We start from the raw sequence: 17,081 nt of genomic DNA, 5'->3' as shown, positions 1-17,081 counted from the left end.
GCTAAAAAATTTTCTTTTCATGTCGTTCCACAAAAACAGCACCTCACAATAAAGAGTCGTGTGGGTGTTTTCAAACAGAAACCTTGAAAACACCCATGCGACTCTTATCTAAAAGAAAAATATCACTATATGGCTAGTATATATTCCATTTAAGTTATCTACCAGATACGAACTCTATCCTCCGCAGAAAGATACATCGGGCTACCTTCTGGAACATCAAAAGCATCATAAAAATCATCAATATTCTTTACAACACCATTAACACGGAACTCATCCGGAGAGTGTGGATCCGTTGAAAGCAACATCTGCGCCTGCTGAGGGCGAGTCTTCGTACGCCAGCCCTGCCCCCACGCAATAAACACACGCTGTAAAGCCGTAAAACCATCAATAACAGGTGCCTGACTAATATCGTTAACACCAGCTTCTTGAAGCGCAATACGATACGCCTTCAACGCAATAGATAAACCGCCTAAATCACCAATATTCTCACCCAGAGTCAGCTCACCGTTAACACGGTACTCACTAGCATCAAGTCCGCGAGGAGTGTACTGAGAATACTGATCAACAAGAGACTGTGTTCGACGCCCAAACTCTTCACGGTCTTCATCAGTCCACCAATTATTTAACGCACCAGTGCCATCATACTTAGACCCTTGGTCATCAAAACCATGGCCAATCTCGTGGCCAATAACAGCACCAATACCACCATAATTAGCGGCGTCATCAGCCTCAGGATCAAAATAAGGTGCTTGCAGAATCGCCGCAGGAAACACAATCTCATTTGCCGGAGGCATGTAATACGCATTAACCGTCTGAGGGGTCATTAACCACTCATCCTTATTCACCGGTTGCCCGATACGGTCAAGATGGAATTGCGTCTCAAAAGCATAAGCACGACGGATGCTCTCACACAATTGACCAGGCACAAGCTCAAGAGAAGAATAATCACGCCAGCTATCGGGATAACCAATCTTAGTGACAAACTGACTCAACTTCTCAAGCGCACGATTACGAGTCTGCTCTGTCATCCACGGTAATTCACTAATGGACTGGTGATACGCCTTAATAAGATTCTGCACCAAAACGAGCATTTTCTCTTTATGCGCCGGTGGGAAATGCTGAGCAACATACTTCTGCCCCAACTCCTCACCTAAATAGCTTTCAACCGCAGACACTCCGCGCTTCCATCGAGGACGTAACTCCTCCGTACCCGACAGAGTCCGACCAAAGAATTCAAAATGAGCCTGAACTAACTCGTCATTAAGATATGAAACGCGAGCCAGAAGCACCTGCCATAGTGAGTACAGCTTCCATGACTGAAGATCAACACTTTGCCACAGCTGAGCCACCTCGCGAAGATACGAAGGCTGCCCCACAATCACCGTTCCAAATTGCTCAGCCGAAGAACCAAGAAGCTCAAACCAACGCGAAAAGGCAAAACCAGGGAACTCACCCTCTAACGCAGAAGCCTCATACGGGTTATAACGTTTATGAGCATCACGTAACGTGACTTTATCCCAATGATGAGACGCAATTTTAGTCTCCAACGACATAATGCGCTCAGCAATATCCGCAGCCTCAACGCCAACACGCTCATCGAGGGCGCTAAGAGAAAAGACTTGACGAATATGCTCCTGATATTGGCGACGAATCTGCTCATACTTCTCTTCGCGATAGTAGCTCTCATCCGGAAGCCCTAGACCAGACTGCATTAGATACGCAACGTATTTTTCAGGATTCTGAACATCGATAGAAGTGTACCAACCAATAAAAGAGCCAACCCCCACACGCGAAGCACGAGCGTTAACATCAAAGAGTTCTTCTCGAGTTGACGCTGAAAGAATCGGATCAATTTCACTCAGAATAGGAGAAATGCCGTCCTTGTTAATGGTCTCAGTATCCATGAATGCCTGATAGAGGATGCCGATACGACTCTCTGGCTCCTGCTGAGCTGCCTGCTCGATAATCTCACGGACGTTTTCTTCCGCCTTATCTCGCAGAGTATACATACCGCCATCTTTAGAGCGGTCTGCAGGAATAACATGGTTGTCAATCCAACGTCCGTTAACGTGGCGGAAAAAATCTTCTGAAGGGGCTACCGACTGGTCAAAATATTCGGTATTAATTCCTGAAATTTTAGTACTCATACAACCTAAGTCTAGAGGAGAGTCACGTGTATTTGCACTTAAAACATTGCAGAACTGCTACCGCAGCAAACATGAATATGCGTACCCTAGAACTATGCAAAACACCATGGAATACCGTCAATTAGGACAATCTGGGCTCACTGTCTCCGCCATTGGACTAGGATGCAACAACCTCGGACGTGCAGGAACACCCACAGAAACTCAAGAAGGTACTAATACCGTCCTCCGTTCAGCACGAGAAGCAGGAATCAACCTCTTTGACATTGCTGATATTTATGGAAAAACTCCGGGGGCAGCTGAAACACGCTTCGGGCAAGCACTCAAATACCTTGGGACTCAAGAACGAGAAAACATGGTAATCGTCTCTAAATTTGGGATGAATATGAATGGCGCTGCTGGTGCAGATTACGGAGCCCGCGGTTCTCGCGCGTATATTATGCGAGCAGTAGAACATTCCTTGACACGACTCGGCGTAGACCACCTTGACGTGTACATCTACCACACCCCCGATGGCATCACCCCAATTGACGAGACACTTCGTGCATTAGACACCCTTATCGCACAAGGAAAAGTACGCTACATTGCTCACTCTAATCAGGCTGGTTGGCAAATAGCTCAAGCCGAATATGTTGCTCGAGAACTAGGATGTGAACGCTTCATCGCAGCAGAAAATCATTACAACCTCATTGACCGCCGAGCAGAACTGGAAGTTATCCCTGCAGCGCGAGAACTACAACTTGGGGTACTGCCATACTTCCCACTTGCAAACGGTCTACTCACAGGAAAATACCGTCAACATCAGCAAGCGCCAGAAGGCTCACGTCTTTCTCACTCACGGAAAGAATATCTACGACAAGCGCCGTGGGAACAACTTGAACAGTTCTTCACTTTCGCCCGTGAACGAGAACTGCCAGAAGCACAAATTGCTCTAAGCTGGCTTCTAGCTCAAGATACCGTCAGCTCTGTGATTGCTGGAGCAACGACACCAGAACAAATACACATGAATGTCCAATCAACCCAAGTGGCACTAAACCAATCTGATATTGAGGAACTAAATCATATTTTCCCTGCCCCACCGAAAATTGCCCTATTCTAAGGGGTAAAACCTGAACATTGTGTAGATACGTGCACGATATAACAATGGTGGGTGTGTTCAATACGTTCAACGTATTGAACACACCCACCATAGAGATGCTCTAGTGATAGCTACGCACCTTGACGGATACGCTCTTGCCATCTCTGCGCCACTTGAGGATCAGTGGGCTTTGTGAGAAGTGAAGCAACGATATAAACGATGAAAGAAGCAACCAGACCGATATAAATCGGTTCATTAGCCATCACACCGTATATCACCATGCCAAGAATAACGCCGATAGAGCCGACTGCCATGGATAATGCTGCTGCCGTTCCGGTTCCACGCTTCCAAAGCAACCCACCAAGAATCGCAACCAAAAGACCGCCGACAAGAATGTCATAGGCAATCGTCAACCCTGTAATAGCGTCGGTGAGGAAGAGTGCGATAACAGTGGTGATTACACCAAATCCAAGAACATACCAGCGGTCTGCGACAAGAGCGCTATCAGATGATTCATCGGAGTTCTGCAAAGAATCTTTTCCTAGCAGGAACGGTACAACATCTACGCGGGCAACAGTTGCTGAGGCGATGAGTGAACCAGAAGCTGTGGACATCATGGCAGCTACACCAGCAGCTAGAACAACGCCACCGATACCAATTGGTAGGTAGTTTTGGGCGAGGGTGGCAAAGACGTCGTCACGGTGTTCAATATGAGGTTCAATGACGCGTGCACACATACCAATGATTGCGCCAGCTACAGAATAGATAATGACGTAAATACTTGCTGCGGTACCGCCCCAACGGGATACTTCTGGGGAGCGAGCAGTAAAGACGCGTTGCCAGATGTCTTGTCCAACGAGAAGTCCGAATGTGTAAATGACGAAATAGGTGATGATAGATTCGGTGCCGATACTGCCAACGGCAAAGAACTCTGCATCAAGGCGCTGGTGTAGGCCGTCCCAGCCTCCTGCATGATGTAAAGAGAAAGGGAGGAGGAGGAAAAATACACCGACGGTCATGAGGATAAATTGCATCATGTCGGTGAGGGTAATGGACCACATGCCACCAAGCATGGAATACCCGATGACGATCATTGCACCAAGAAGGATGGCCCATGTGCGGTCTACATCAAAGAGCACGCGGAAGATGGATGCGTATGCGGCGGTAGAAGTGACCGTGAGCATGACGGTGTACGCGAGCATCACGATAGATGATATTTGGGTGGTGCGCACGCCATACCGCAAGGTGAGTACCTGTGAGACGGTATATAGCTTAACGCGGGTGATGACAGGTGCGAAGATAAGGCTCAACAGTAGCATTCCGACGCCGATAGCTGTCACTAGCCACATTCCTGAGATTCCGTAGGTATAGCCGAGTCCTACACCGCCAACGGTGGATGCTCCACCGAGAAGGAGTGCGCTCATGGTGCCGGTGTAGAGAACAGGGCCGAGTCTGCGTCCTGCTACACGGAAGTCTTCTGCATTATGTGCTCGTTTTTTGCCGAGGTAGCCGAACGCTACGAGTGCTATGAGATAGAGGACGATAATGAGGATGTTCATAAGAAGTTCATTTCCATAGGTCGCAGACACTAAATGTGGTCTGAGTAACGTGCAATGTATATAAAGTATGCACTAATCTGTATAACGATTCAACCAGGTGTGTTTCTGTGTTCCCTCAAAAATGACTCACCGCTCAAAATGGTGCGCTCATCACCCATAAAAACCATTCCCGTAAAAAACAACAGGAGGGAAACCCTCGCGGGGATTTCCCTCCTGTATCCAGCGCCTTGCGCGTACCCAAAAATTAGCGCAACGTCTCACTAATCTTCAAGTGAACTAATGAGGGACCAGATGTCTTGAGAGCTTCCGTCACTGTGTCTGCCAAAGAATCAACAGTTGCAGAAAACGCGGTGGCACCAAATGCTTCAGCTAACTTAACCCAATCTGGCTGAACCAAGTTAACCGCAACATCTGAAATGCCACGATCACGCTCATTCTGACGAATTTCTCCATACCCGCCATTGTCCACGCAGATAATTGCAATATCGAGGTGCTGCTCGACTGCCGTCATGAGTTCCTGTATTGCAAACATGAGCGCGCCGTCACCGAGTAAGCAGACGACAGGACGTTCAGGGGCTGCAACTTTAGCTCCAATTGCTGCAGGTAAGCCGTAACCTAACGTGGCGTACGTTGCCATATAGAGCAAAGAATGAGGTTGTGGTGCACGGTAGAACGTTGTGGTGCCCATATAAGTGACCTGAGAAGAATCGCCGGCAATAATGGTGTCTTCAGGAAGAACTTCCATAATGCGTTCGTTGAGTTCTGCAAGCTCTGGTGCGATAGCACGCCCCTCATTATCAAGAGCGTCAAAAACTTCTTGTAAATCTCGTTGTTCTCGGGTGCCTTGGGTTACTCCACGCTCTTTGAGAGCTTCTAATAATTGGGGAACTACTGCTGCAGAATTACCTGGTAATTCAATATCAGGTGCGATATTGCACAGCATTTGAGAACGCTCAATATCAACGCGAATCACAGGCCCTTGTGGGTGGATATCTCCATCCCATAATTCTGCTTCACCAATTTTAGAGCCAATGATGAGCATGGCATCGGATTCACGGCAGAAAGCGTGTGCCGCTGATAGACGGAGGTCTGCGCCTAAGGATAGGCGGTGTTTTTCTGGAATCGCGCCTTTGCCGTTGACTGATGTGATAACTGGTGCTTCAAGAGCTTCAGCTAGCGCCAATATTGATGTTGCTGCTGGTAGGGATCCGCCACCGGCTACGATGAGTGGGCGTGAAGAGTTCGCAAGAATATCGGCAGCTTTCTCAATATCTTCTACGGGTGCTGGTTGTGGGCTTCCCAGTGGGCGCGCTTGGAGTAGTGCGTCAGGGAGGTCAACGTCTTGTTCGAGGATATTGAGGGGAACCTCAATGTGAATGGGGCGGGGGCGTTCATGTGCAAAAGAACGAAATGCGTTATGGATAATGTCCACAGCTTCTTCGGCAGAGCTGACTCGACGGCTAAATTGCACGATGGAGTCTACTGCTCCGGTGGGATTTTTTGTTTCGTGTAATGCCCCAATATCACGGTATTCTTGGCCGACAGGTCTGCCGGGGGAGAGGATAATCATAGGGCGTGATTCTGCGTAGGCGGTAGCTGCGCCAGAAAGAGAGTTGAGTAATCCTGGCCCGGAGGTGGTAATGACAACCCCTGGTAATCCTTTGATTTGTGACCAGCCGTCAGCGCCGTAGGCTGCACCTTGTTCGTGTCGGGTGGTAATAGGGGTGATGTTGAGTTCTTCTAAGTGTCGGTAGAACTCAAGGTTGTGCGTTCCGGGGATGCCAAAGACGGTGTCAATACCGTAATTTTTGAGAGTGGCTAGAATGGCGTAGCCTGCGTTGTGGCGCGGGGTTGTTGTGGTCACAAACAGCTCCTTGGTGACGGTGGTTGGGTCTTTGAAGTAGATAGTTTTCGTGGAATATCGATACAGTGTATTGAAGCAAGTGTATAAGTACGCTGATTGTTTATGAGGTATTTAGCCTTATGAAAAGTTATCCAGCTCACTAATAAATATTCACCAATGAATAAAAACCTATGGGGTAGTTCACAACTCCATCAATTTATTGCATAGTGGGAAAGACAGAACCACACCACACAACACCACAGACACCGCCAGGAGAAAACATGACCCACCAAACCAACACCCCCGCACAACCCTCCTTCTCTGCACAAGCAGAACGCGTCATCGCAACAGGCGCAGACGGAGTAGAACGCATCGGGCCCATCAACGCCGCACAAGTACCACGCTGGGCAGGACTCGGCACCTTCGCCCGCCTACCACGCCTCGATGAAGTCCCAGAAGCAGACATCGTCATCGCCGGAATGCCCTGGGACTCAGGCGTCTCCTACCGCCCCGGCGCACGATTCGGCTCAAACCACGTCCGCGAATGCTCCCGACTCCTACGCCCCTTCAACCCAGCCGCCAACATCTCACCGTTTAAAGAAGCACAAGTAGCCGACGCCGGCGACATCATCGGAAACCCCTTCAACATCGAAGAAGCACTGGCACAAATGGAAGCCGGAGCACAAGAACTCACCAAAAACGGGGCAAAACTCATCACCATCGGCGGAGACCACACCATAGCGCTCGCAAACTTACGTAACATGCACCACCAACACGGAAAAATCGCGCTACTACACTTTGACGCCCACCTCGACACCTGGGACACCTACTTCGGAGCAGAATACACCCACGGAACGCCCTTCCGTCGAGCCTTCGAAGAAGAACTGCTCGACACTGACGCCCTCTGCCACGTCGGAACCCGCGGACCACTCTACGGAACAGAAGACCTCGACGACGACCGACGCTTCGGATTCGGTATCGTCTCCTCCGCAGACGTCTACTACCTCGGAGTGCAAAAAGTCGTTGAACTCCTCAGAAAACGCATCGGAAACCGACCACTTTACATCTCCATCGACATCGACGTACTAGACCCCGCACATGCACCCGGCACCGGAACACCCGAAGCCGGAGGCATCACCAGCCGAGAATTACTCGAAATACTGCGTGGACTACGCGGACTGAACATCGTCGGCTCAGAACTTGTCGAAGTATCCCCCGCCTATGACCACGCCGAACTCACCGGAATAGCAGCAGCCCACGTCGTCTACGAATTTATTAGCCTCCACGCACTAGGCGCCAACGCCGGAACCGGAAAACCAGCCTACGGCGAAGCCCCCATCAGCTACGGCGACAAAGAATAGGAAACCCCACCCCCATGGTAAAAATTCACGAACTACTCGACGGCGCAAACACCGAAGAAGCACGACTCATGCAACACTTTGCCGAACGTGCCGGAGGATTCCGACCATCAGCAGTGCGCGACGTCTTCGAAGTTGCAATGCGCCCCGGCATGATCTCCCTCGCCGGAGGAAACCCCGACCTGAACCTCCTACCCCTAGAAGAACTCGGTGAAAGAGCCTCTCGCATCATCATCGAAGAAGGTTTAGAAGTCCTACAATACGGTTCCGGTGCTGGATTAGAACCCCTCGCTGATCTCATCTGCACCCTCATGAAAACAGAAGGGGCAAGCCCAAAAGTCTCAGACATCCAAATCACCGCAGGCTCCCAAATGGGGTTAGACCTTGTAACAAAACTCTTCGTCAACCCACAAGACGTCATCCTTGCAGAAGGACCCACCTATACCGGAGCACTCGGCGTCTTTGAAGGATACCAAGCCGACGTTCGCCAAATTGATGTAGACGAAAACGGGCTTGACCCCCACAACGTGAAAGAAATGGTGCAAACCATCCGCGCCGAGGGAAAAGACATCAAATTCCTCTACACCATCCCTAACTTTCAAAACCCCACAGGAGTCTCCCTCTCCGAAGAACGACGTCAAGAACTCACCCGTGTATGTAGAGAACTCGACATCCTCATCGTCGAAGACAACCCCTATGGGCAGCTTTCCTTTGATGGAACACGACGTCCTTGCCTCTACTCATATGACCCAGAGAACGTGCTCTATCTTGGAAGCTTCTCTAAAGTCTTCTCTCCCGGTGTGCGCGTCGGCTGGATGGTCGCCCCAGAACGCATCCGTAAATTCTTACAGATTGCAGCAGAAGCAGTCACTATCTGCCCCTCCGTGCTCTCACAACGTCTCGTCTTGAGCTTCATGAGCGACGGACTCTGGGAAGAACACACTCGAAAAACCGCATCACTTTACCAACAACGATGCGAAGCAGTCCTGAACGCCTGCGAAAAATATATGCCTGAAGGAACCCGCTGGAGCACCCCAAGCGGAGGGTTCTTCACTTGGCTTACATTGCCTGAGAACAGCCCATGGAAAGATACAACAGACGCGCTAGCCCCCGCAATAGATAACGGCGTTGTCTTTGTCCCCGGAGCCGCCTTCTACGAAACCGTAGACGGAAAAAACCCTGGAGCAAACCAACTACGTATCGCATTCTCCTCAGTAGAACCTGCAGTACTAGAAGAAGGGGTACGACGCTTAGCAGAAGTGCTCAACCGATAAACCTCGATAGTGCGCTCTACCTCAGCAATACCAAAGATAAGGTCATGCTGCGGTGGAGCGCACTATTTTTTTAAAAACCTTCCCCAAAGAATCTGCACCTCAGAACAAGAGAACCCCACACTGTCACCTAAACTACGTACAAAAAGACCGTAGGATAATATCTCAGATTCAACTACCTTAAGATAGTTGGATTCTTTGTATATCCCTAACGGCAACCCTAAGCCGTTTCAATGAATCATCAACCTTTGCAGCCCATCTGCGCGGATGGTCTAAGAAGCGTCAAGCTCACGTCCTAGGGAACAACATTCAGAGCGAATATTTCACCTCTGCTCAAGTTGACAACACAACCGGTGAAACAACGCGACCTAAGACGTTTATATAACACCACACACGCATGCAAAGACGAGCAATGCCCTCCTTCACGCCACGAAGGAGGGCATAAAACGTTAAACACTAAAAATAGATGCTCATAAAAACTTCTCTTTTCCGGCAAAAACTATGTACTCTGTCACTATGGCTCGTATTTTTGCCCACCGTGGACTCTCTGGAATTGCACCCGAAAACACCCTCAGCGCTATCAAAGCATGCTGTGAACACAACGTGACATGGTTCGAAACAGACGTCGACATCCTCGCCGACGGAACACCCGTACTCATGCACGACACCTCACTAGCACGCACCACCAACAGCGCCAAAACCCTCTACGACATCACCCAAGAAGACCTCAAAAACATTGACGCAGGCTCATGGTTCAACGAGAAAAACCGTGGAGAAAAAATACCCACCCTCGCCGAACTCATTGATCTCATGAACGCCGAAGGCCTTAACGCCAACATCGAAATTAAATCCAATGAACAAGGCGCAGAAAGAAGCTACCAGCTACTTGACGCCGTCATCGCAGAACTTGAACGACTCAACCCCGAACGAGAAGTCCTCGTCAGCTCTTTCAACCACGTGCTTCTCAATGAATTCTCGCGTCGTTCCCCCCGACATAAAACAGCGGCGCTCTTTACCGAACAAATGCTACAACCAGACTGGCTATCGGTAGTCCAAATGCTAGAGGTAGACGCCATCCACCCAGAAGATAGCGTCATGACAGAAAAACTCACCCAACAGATGAGAGACGCAGGATACGATATCAACGTATGGACCGTAAACTCCCGCGCTCGCGCTAACGAATTAGTGAACTGGGGAGTAACCGGACTCTTTACCGATTACGCACACCTCATGAGCGATTTCTCGTCATAAACATATGCACCACTAACATCTCTCACATAACGTCTTAAAATCTTCAGGAGACAATAGCCATGTGTACGGCCCTCACCTTTTCCGTCAATGGAGAGACCTATTACGGGAGGAACCTAGACCTAAATTGCGGATTTGGCGAAGAAGTCGTCATAACTCCACGAAACTACACTTTCAACTTCACCGACGGTTCTTCCTCCTCATCGCATTACTGCATGATTGGTATGGCCACCGTTGTGAACAACTACCCTCTATACGCTGAAGCAAGCAACGAAAAAGGTCTCAGCATTGCTGGACTAAATTTTCCGGATAATGCACATTATTTTGAGCCTCACCACGAGAAAACTAATGTTTCACCTTACGAGCTAATTCCTTGGGTTCTTAGCAGATACGCAAGCGTAGATGAGCTAAAAGTTGTGCTGCCAAACCTGAACCTCACCCATATTGCTTTTGCGCAAAATATGCCGTTAGCACCCTTGCACTGGATGGTCAGCGACTCACAACAATCAATAGTTATAGAATCCACCACTGAAGGGCTAAAATTTTACGATAATCCCTTCGGCGTCCTGACTAATAACCCGCCATTTCCTTACCATCTTGAGAACATCAAAAACTATATTAATCTCACGCCGGAATGGCCTTCCAATAACGTTGCACCAGAACAACCCTTGAACCCTGTGGGTGTTGGCTTCGGCGGTTTTGGACTACCTGGCGACAGCTCACCAGCATCACGGCTCGTCAAAGCTGTTTTCTTGCGCTCTAGCACGTTGAATCATCTAAAAATATTGCAAGAAACAGCAGAAAACCAGCAAGAAACAGTGGCTGTAAGCCAGTTCTTCCACATTCTCGATAACGTCGGGATGGTTAAAGGTTCTTGTTTTAATGAGCAAGGAGAATGCGAATATACGGTGTATTCGTCGTGTTGTAACACTTCTCATGGTATCTACTATTACAAAACATACGACAATAGCTGTATCAATGCTATAGAGATGTCTTCCTGCGATACCGATGGCACAGAGCTCATTCAATACCCTCTTGTGCGGGCTCAAACTATACGTTACGCACACTAACGGTTAAGAAGATACTGGAGGGGGTGAAAAGTATCTAACGATATTTAAGCTTCTCAACAGAATAATGTGGATCCGGGTCACAGGTAACCTTGTACTTTGATGAAGCAAGTTTATTAATACTCTTCACATAATTTTGAGTCTCACCATATGGCGGGATTCCATGATATTCTTCGACAGCTCCTGGGCCTGCGTTATATCCAGCAAAAACAAGATCTTGAAGCTCTTGAGGTGTCTTAGCCAAAGGAGCAAGACGATCTTTCAAATACGCAAGATACTTACCTTGAGCGCGCACTGAATCATGAGGATTAGATATATCGCCCTGACCCCAAATATCCCAAGTGTCAGGCGTAAACTGCGCTAACCCCTGAGCGCCGGCATGAGAAGAAACTTCTACTCGCCAATGAGACTCTGTCTCCAACTGAGCCGCAAGAAAACCCGTACGAATACCAGATTCTTCAGAAGCACGCTTAAGATCTTCACGAATCACCGCAGGAGCATACGTCAAATCAGTCTCACCACAATAATCTGTATATGTTGCGGCAAGACCAGCCACACCGCCGGCTAATAAGCCCGCTGAAGCAATAACCTGCCAATGGGCGAGCACACCGGAGAAGATGCGGACCATAAAAGAAGAACGTGAAGTTTTATCTGCAGTCATCGGATACTAGACTAACCTAAAATTCAAGGTAAATCTCTTTAGATACGCTAACCCAAATTATCGTGAGCGTTTCTCCAACGTACGACGAGGAAGAACCACGCCGGAAACAAAACCACCACGAATCAGAACTAGACGCCTATAAAAAGAATAACCCATCGACAACAAGCGCAAACACCACCAGTGCAACACCCACAGACACTTCTCGACCAATAGCCGGAATCTGCTGAGTCGTCTGCTCCACGCTAAACTGCACTTTCTCACCGCGAGACTGAGCCTCAAGAAGCCGAGCACGCCCCCTAACCGACGCCCTCACCGAAAGAACCATTAACGGAATAAAAGCGCAAAACCCTAACACCCCTAAAATCGCCGTCAATGGAGGAAGAGGACGCCCAACATACTCAAAACCAACAGAGACCAATAACGCCAGATTAATAACGCTAATGCGCACCCACGCATAACGATTAAAAACAGCATTGGCAGAACGCACCACAGAAGGACCGCCACCAATCTGCACCGGAAAAAGATACGTCATCGAACCAAGCAGAACCTGCAATAAAAACCCTGCAACAAATATGGGCGTCAAAATGCGCATCTTGACATCAGCAAAAGACGAAGCATTCAACACCAAAAATGACGCCATAACAACCGCAACCAACAACCAGAACACCGCGCACAACACCGAACCAGTAGAATAATCAACCGGCTTTTTGACAGTGCAAGTTTGAACCATCAACACCAGAACCAACCCAATAGCCACAGCATAAAGAACAAACCCAGCCCCCGAAACATAGTGCACACCGATGAATGCACCCAACAAAATGATGAGCACCGACAAGCTCATCATCGCTAAAGCGACCAGCGACCAACGCACCGCCTGCGGGTGCATTCTGGTGCGCAACATCGTCGGCCATAACGTCATCAACGTACCAACAACGGTAATACCCACAAAACCAAGAATATTAATCGCCTCATGAGCAAGAAGTAACTGAGCGTACCCATGACGAAGAACCGGAGGATAGGTCAATAAGGCGCCGCATAAAGCACCAAAAGGAAGGGTCCACGCCGCCACAATATAAAAATAAACAGTAGACCTAAAGCGTGCGGGCAGAGCCTTCTTCAGCTGCCATAGTAAAGAAAAACCATGGCAAGCAAGCACAACACCGACCGCTAAAGAACCTATAAAAGTCAGTGCAAAGACACTGTTCAGCATCCCCGCAATAATGACAAAAACTGCCACGGTCAGCGCGTAAATACGACGCACCTGCCATAGTCGAGCTGACTCAGGCAAACGATTCTTCAGCAACGCCTCCGTAAAATGCTGACTCCACACCATAATCGACGTTGTAATAAGCCCCAACGTCACAATGTGAACAACAAGCCACGAAAAGGATGGAACCCAAGGTTTTGCAAGAAGCACGAACGGCAAAACTAACAACCAGAATGTTACTGGCCGACCAATTTTACGATGCCACGTCGCTCGACCTGACGCCTGAGCAACAAATTCTTGAGGAATCGGGCGAGCCCCCGTGAGAAAAGTTCGTGCTGGCTGATTACCGTGATGTGTCAACGTCTCATCCTTTATACCCAAAAGTGGTGACTCTACTTGCGATTATAAGGCTCCTAAAAAAATCAGAGCGCAACCTCGAGTAAAAGATGTAGACTAGCCTGCGTGAAATCTTTGCCAGTATCCTTACTTCTTGTTGCCACACTCATCACCCAAGCAATGGGAATGTTCTCGTACACCAATGACTCTATGGGAATTACAGGTCAAGTATTCTTCCCCATTATCTTTATCCTGCTACAAAGCTATCTTGTCATTCGCAATCCTCAAGCTGCCGATAAATATAAAATTGGGCACTTCACCATACTCGGCTTAGCGCTCTTAACTCTCGTGGCAACAGTCGTAGGATTCGCTACAAGTTTCACCAGCTTATACCCCTCACCCTACCTATACTATGCTGCGCTACTGCTACTAGTGATAGAAGTCGGCCTTATTATCGCAGCGCTACCACCTAAAGAAAATAAGCCACCTAAACCACCAGCACAAAAGACCCCACACCGTCATGGAAGCACCCGTTTAGTAGCAACTTCAACAAAAAATAACTCCTCAGAAACTACTAAATAACGGTAGTATGTACTCTTTATATCGTTACCTTTAGGAACCAAGAACACCATGAAAATATCAGCCCGAGAAACTTCATCTAATACACACAGGCTACAGTTATGCGCATACGCAGCGTTAGCTGTCGTCTGTATCGGTAACCTCATATATTCGCTGACTATCGGCGGGCTAGACTTTTCGGTGTACCGTTCTGGTGCCATGACCATTTTTCATAATGAAGGCTTCGATAAAGAACTCTACGTCATTGACCTATTGCGTCTTGGACCAGATTTTGCGTTGCCTTTCACCTACCCTCCCTTTGCGGCACTTTTGTTCCTACCCTTTGCGTTCTTACCCCAAAAAGTAGGCATTTTCCTGATGATGATACTCGCCTACGCTGTTGCATGGTGGGTTGCAACCCTTATCTACAACTATGTGCAAAAACGAGGGCGTACCTTACCTCTTCAACACCGCCTCGGCCGATACGGCACCATCGCTTTGCTTGCTGCCATCATCTTGCTTTCAGGCCCTTGGCGTCGTGGGCTAGGGCTCGTTCAGATTAACCCGCTCATTATGCTTCTCGTTCTTTGGGACTTTATCCGCCCAGCTACACGTATCCCTCGCGGACTATTTATCGGCATAGCCGGTGGTATCAAACTTACCCCTCTGGCTTTTGGGCTTATCCTACTGATGCGCAAAGATTTCAAAGGCATTATGACCTTAGGCGCAAGCTTCCTAACAACTATCATTATTGGTTTCATCTTCCTACCCCAAGAAGCTATCGAATTCTGGACCTCAGCGGTTTCTGACCCCTCCCGTGTCGGAAACACGAACTACCTCGATAACATCTCCATTCAGGGCTGGCTCATGCACTTTGGGCTAAGTTCGGGGATACTACTCAAAGTTCTACACTACGGGCTTATTGCATTGCTCATGGCAGGTACAGCATGGCTTATCTACCGTCTAGAACAACGTCAACTGCTCATCTCACAGATAGCACTCAACGCCTTCTTAATGGTCTCTATCTCTCCCATTAGCTGGTCTCACCACAACACCTGGTTACCGCTACTAGCAATTGCTCTATGGGTGGATGCATTCCCCCTATTTATTGATCAGATGTCCTCAGCCATTCGAATGAGCGCGTTAGTGTTCTCCTGGGTAGGTGTTGTTGGACTCTATATTTCACCGATGTGGATTGGTATCGCTGTACACGGTTCCCTTGACCGTCTGGAAGATATTGCACCGCTAGGGCTTATCCTCTCGGCAATTCCCATTACGGCACTCTTTAGCGCCGTACTGCTTTGGATATACAGTTCTCTAAAAACTACCAATAAGCCACTTGTATAACAGTCCATAACATTAAATTAAAGTGGTGCATTCATGACAGTGAACGCACCATTTTTTGTGCCTCAAATATCTTCAAAAAATATGGCGTCGTCGTGAAAGAAAAGGCTACACTCTCCACACAACCTTAACATTCCAAATCAGCTATATACCCAACTCACATACAATAAAAACCTAAAAACAGAAGAATAACAACCTCACAATAGGGCACACAACACGCCAATAAAACGCTTTATACTCCCTAAGGCTGATGAAAAAACACACAAGGAAAATTAGGCTAGAAACATGGCAGTAGAACAACAACCTCATCCAGAGAATATCCACATACCCTGGCAACAAAAAAACCAGCAGGAAAACTCACACAAACCAGCACCACAGCAAACACCCCAGCCCGCTGTCGGACAACCTTTTATCTACCACATACCGGTAGAAGAACGTACCCTCGCATACCACCGTCTCTCTCACGCCGACCCCCGTACCCGCTGGTGGTCCCCCCTTGCAGAAGGCCTACTCGGCGGACTCTTCTACCTCGGATTCTCCATAGCCCTCGGCATAGCCTTTGCTTCTATCCTCGGACCGCAAAACATCACCCTTAACCTGCAAAGCCTACAAAGCCTTACACTCAAAGACCCCCTCATCTTTGCGTTAGTCTTCGGCTCTATCGCGCTTCTTTATCCCTCCATGTTCTTAGCACGGCTCGTAACCGGACCAAAACCTTGGGGGCTAGTACATTCCGTCTACGGAAAAATCCGTTGGAGCTGGATGGGCTTCTGTTTTGCTATCGCCATCATCGGATACATCGTACTGCCCATGCTTATCAACGCATTAGGCGAAAGCGTCCAAGCCCCAGACGTTGAATCTCCTGGTAAAAACTTTGTATGGCTCCTTCTCCTCATCTTTACGATTACCCCCATCCAATGCTACGCAGAAGAACTTGTCTTCCGTGGCTACCTCATGCAAACCCTCGGACGCTGGATACGCAACCCCATCATCGTGATTACGCTCCCCGCCGTGCTCTTCATGTTCGGTCACGCATACGATTTTTGGGCGCAAATGTCCGTGCTCACCATGGGCCTAGCTGCCGGATTCATGACATGGAAAACTGGTGGTCTTGAAGCAGGCATCGCGCTACACGTCGTCAACAACCTTTGGGTTATGTTCATGGGAAGCCTAGGAATAGCTGACCCCTTCGCTCAACAAGGCTCCACCGCAGGAGACTTCCTCGGAACCTTGATCATACAACTCATTATCGTGCTCATTGTGATACTCTCAGCACGCAAAATGGGTATCCACAATACACAAACATTCAGCGTTGCTATGACTCACGGAAAATCTATCCCACGATAGATCTTCCTCTGAGAACAACGGGCAAGATCCTCTCTGAAGTATTAGTAGTTATAGGATAGA

General features: G+C 48.5%; 13 protein-coding genes. 8 read left to right on the top strand and 5 right to left on the bottom strand.

Going from position 1 to position 17,081, the window contains the following annotated elements; genetic code table 11:
• Positions 1-158 precede the first annotated feature (158 nt).
• Positions 159-2,147, bottom strand: coding sequence for a M13 family metallopeptidase (locus ACN08W_RS05845; protein ID WP_419109021.1), 1,989 nt, complete (start codon positions 2,145-2,147; stop codon positions 159-161).
• Between the two features lie 106 nt (positions 2,148-2,253).
• Between ACN08W_RS05845 and ACN08W_RS05840 the strand changes: the two genes are divergently transcribed.
• A complete protein-coding gene (locus ACN08W_RS05840) occupies positions 2,254-3,243 on the top strand; it encodes an aldo/keto reductase (RefSeq protein WP_419109038.1) in 990 nt (329 codons plus the stop codon).
• Positions 3,244-3,353: 110 nt separating this feature from the next.
• Here the strand turns inward: ACN08W_RS05840 and ACN08W_RS05835 are convergent, their stop codons facing one another.
• Entirely contained in the window at positions 3,354-4,781 is a 1,428-nt protein-coding gene (locus ACN08W_RS05835) for a sodium:solute symporter (protein ID WP_419109020.1), read from the bottom strand.
• Positions 4,782-5,025: 244 nt separating this feature from the next.
• Positions 5,026-6,645, bottom strand: a complete 1,620-nt coding sequence (locus ACN08W_RS05830; protein ID WP_419107123.1) for a thiamine pyrophosphate-binding protein — start codon at positions 6,643-6,645, stop codon at positions 5,026-5,028.
• 260 nt (positions 6,646-6,905) lie between these two features.
• Here ACN08W_RS05830 and speB point away from each other — a divergent pair, with 260 nt between their 5' ends.
• From speB to bsh, 4 genes are all read left to right on the top strand, one after another.
• Positions 6,906-7,985 carry an agmatinase gene (gene speB, locus ACN08W_RS05825; protein ID WP_419109019.1) on the top strand — a complete coding sequence of 360 codons (1,080 nt, stop codon included), beginning with the start codon at positions 6,906-6,908 and terminating at the stop codon, positions 7,983-7,985.
• 14 nt (positions 7,986-7,999) lie between these two features.
• Positions 8,000-9,256: a PLP-dependent aminotransferase family protein gene (locus tag ACN08W_RS05820; protein ID WP_419109018.1), complete on the top strand. Its 1,257-nt coding sequence runs from the start codon at positions 8,000-8,002 to the stop codon at positions 9,254-9,256.
• Between the two features lie 513 nt (positions 9,257-9,769).
• A complete protein-coding gene (locus ACN08W_RS05815) occupies positions 9,770-10,504 on the top strand; it encodes a glycerophosphodiester phosphodiesterase family protein (protein ID WP_419109017.1) in 735 nt (244 codons plus the stop codon).
• A 59-nt stretch (positions 10,505-10,563) separates the two neighbouring features.
• A complete protein-coding gene (gene bsh, locus ACN08W_RS05810; protein WP_419109016.1) occupies positions 10,564-11,571 on the top strand; it encodes a choloylglycine hydrolase in 1,008 nt (335 codons plus the stop codon).
• Positions 11,572-11,605: 34 nt separating this feature from the next.
• On the opposite strand, the gene ACN08W_RS05805 is transcribed toward bsh, so the two are convergent.
• Positions 11,606-12,229, bottom strand: a complete 624-nt coding sequence (locus ACN08W_RS05805) for a transglycosylase SLT domain-containing protein (protein WP_419109015.1) — start codon at positions 12,227-12,229, stop codon at positions 11,606-11,608.
• A 136-nt stretch (positions 12,230-12,365) separates the two neighbouring features.
• On the bottom strand, positions 12,366-13,796 hold the full coding sequence (locus ACN08W_RS05800) for a hypothetical protein (protein ID WP_419109014.1): 1,431 nt from the start codon (positions 13,794-13,796) through the stop codon (positions 12,366-12,368).
• A 102-nt stretch (positions 13,797-13,898) separates the two neighbouring features.
• Between ACN08W_RS05800 and ACN08W_RS05795 the strand changes: the two genes are divergently transcribed.
• The 3 genes from ACN08W_RS05795 to ACN08W_RS05785 all read left to right on the top strand — a co-directional run bounded on the left by ACN08W_RS05795 (position 13,899) and on the right by ACN08W_RS05785 (position 17,021).
• Positions 13,899-14,354, top strand: coding sequence for a hypothetical protein (locus ACN08W_RS05795; protein WP_419109013.1), 456 nt, complete (start codon positions 13,899-13,901; stop codon positions 14,352-14,354).
• A gap of 48 nt (positions 14,355-14,402) precedes the next feature.
• The gene (locus tag ACN08W_RS05790; RefSeq protein ID WP_419107115.1) at positions 14,403-15,677 is read left to right on the top strand and encodes a glycosyltransferase family 87 protein; all 1,275 of its coding nucleotides are present in this window, start codon (positions 14,403-14,405) and stop codon (positions 15,675-15,677) included.
• 282 nt (positions 15,678-15,959) lie between these two features.
• On the top strand, positions 15,960-17,021 hold the full coding sequence (locus ACN08W_RS05785) for a lysostaphin resistance A-like protein (protein ID WP_419107114.1): 1,062 nt from the start codon (positions 15,960-15,962) through the stop codon (positions 17,019-17,021).
• Positions 17,022-17,081: the final 60 nt, after the last annotated feature.

Origin of the sequence: Rothia sp. CCM 9419, assembly GCF_048512815.1 — a bacterium.
Taxonomy (GTDB): Bacteria; Actinomycetota; Actinomycetes; order Actinomycetales; family Micrococcaceae; genus Rothia.
The sequence above is the reverse complement of the archived record's forward strand: the minus strand, read 5'-3'. Positions and strand labels throughout refer to the sequence as shown.

Excerpts from the sequence above, each read along its gene's own strand:
- ACN08W_RS05805 (WP_419109015.1), bottom strand. The coding sequence starts at position 12,229 with ATGACTGCAGATAAAACTTCACGTTCTTCTTTTATGGTCCGCATCTTC.
- ACN08W_RS05845 (WP_419109021.1), bottom strand. The coding sequence starts at position 2,147 with ATGAGTACTAAAATTTCAGGAATTAATACCGAATATTTTGACCAGTCG.
- ACN08W_RS05790 (WP_419107115.1), top strand. The coding sequence starts at position 14,403 with ATGAAAATATCAGCCCGAGAAACTTCATCTAATACACACAGGCTACAG.
- ACN08W_RS05815 (WP_419109017.1), top strand. The coding sequence starts at position 9,770 with ATGGCTCGTATTTTTGCCCACCGTGGACTCTCTGGAATTGCACCCGAA.
- speB (WP_419109019.1), top strand. The coding sequence starts at position 6,906 with ATGACCCACCAAACCAACACCCCCGCACAACCCTCCTTCTCTGCACAA.
- bsh (WP_419109016.1), top strand. The coding sequence starts at position 10,564 with ATGTGTACGGCCCTCACCTTTTCCGTCAATGGAGAGACCTATTACGGG.
- ACN08W_RS05840 (WP_419109038.1), top strand. The coding sequence starts at position 2,254 with ATGGAATACCGTCAATTAGGACAATCTGGGCTCACTGTCTCCGCCATT.
- ACN08W_RS05820 (WP_419109018.1), top strand. The coding sequence starts at position 8,000 with ATGGTAAAAATTCACGAACTACTCGACGGCGCAAACACCGAAGAAGCA.
- ACN08W_RS05785 (WP_419107114.1), top strand. The coding sequence starts at position 15,960 with ATGGCAGTAGAACAACAACCTCATCCAGAGAATATCCACATACCCTGG.
- ACN08W_RS05835 (WP_419109020.1), bottom strand. The coding sequence starts at position 4,781 with ATGAACATCCTCATTATCGTCCTCTATCTCATAGCACTCGTAGCGTTC.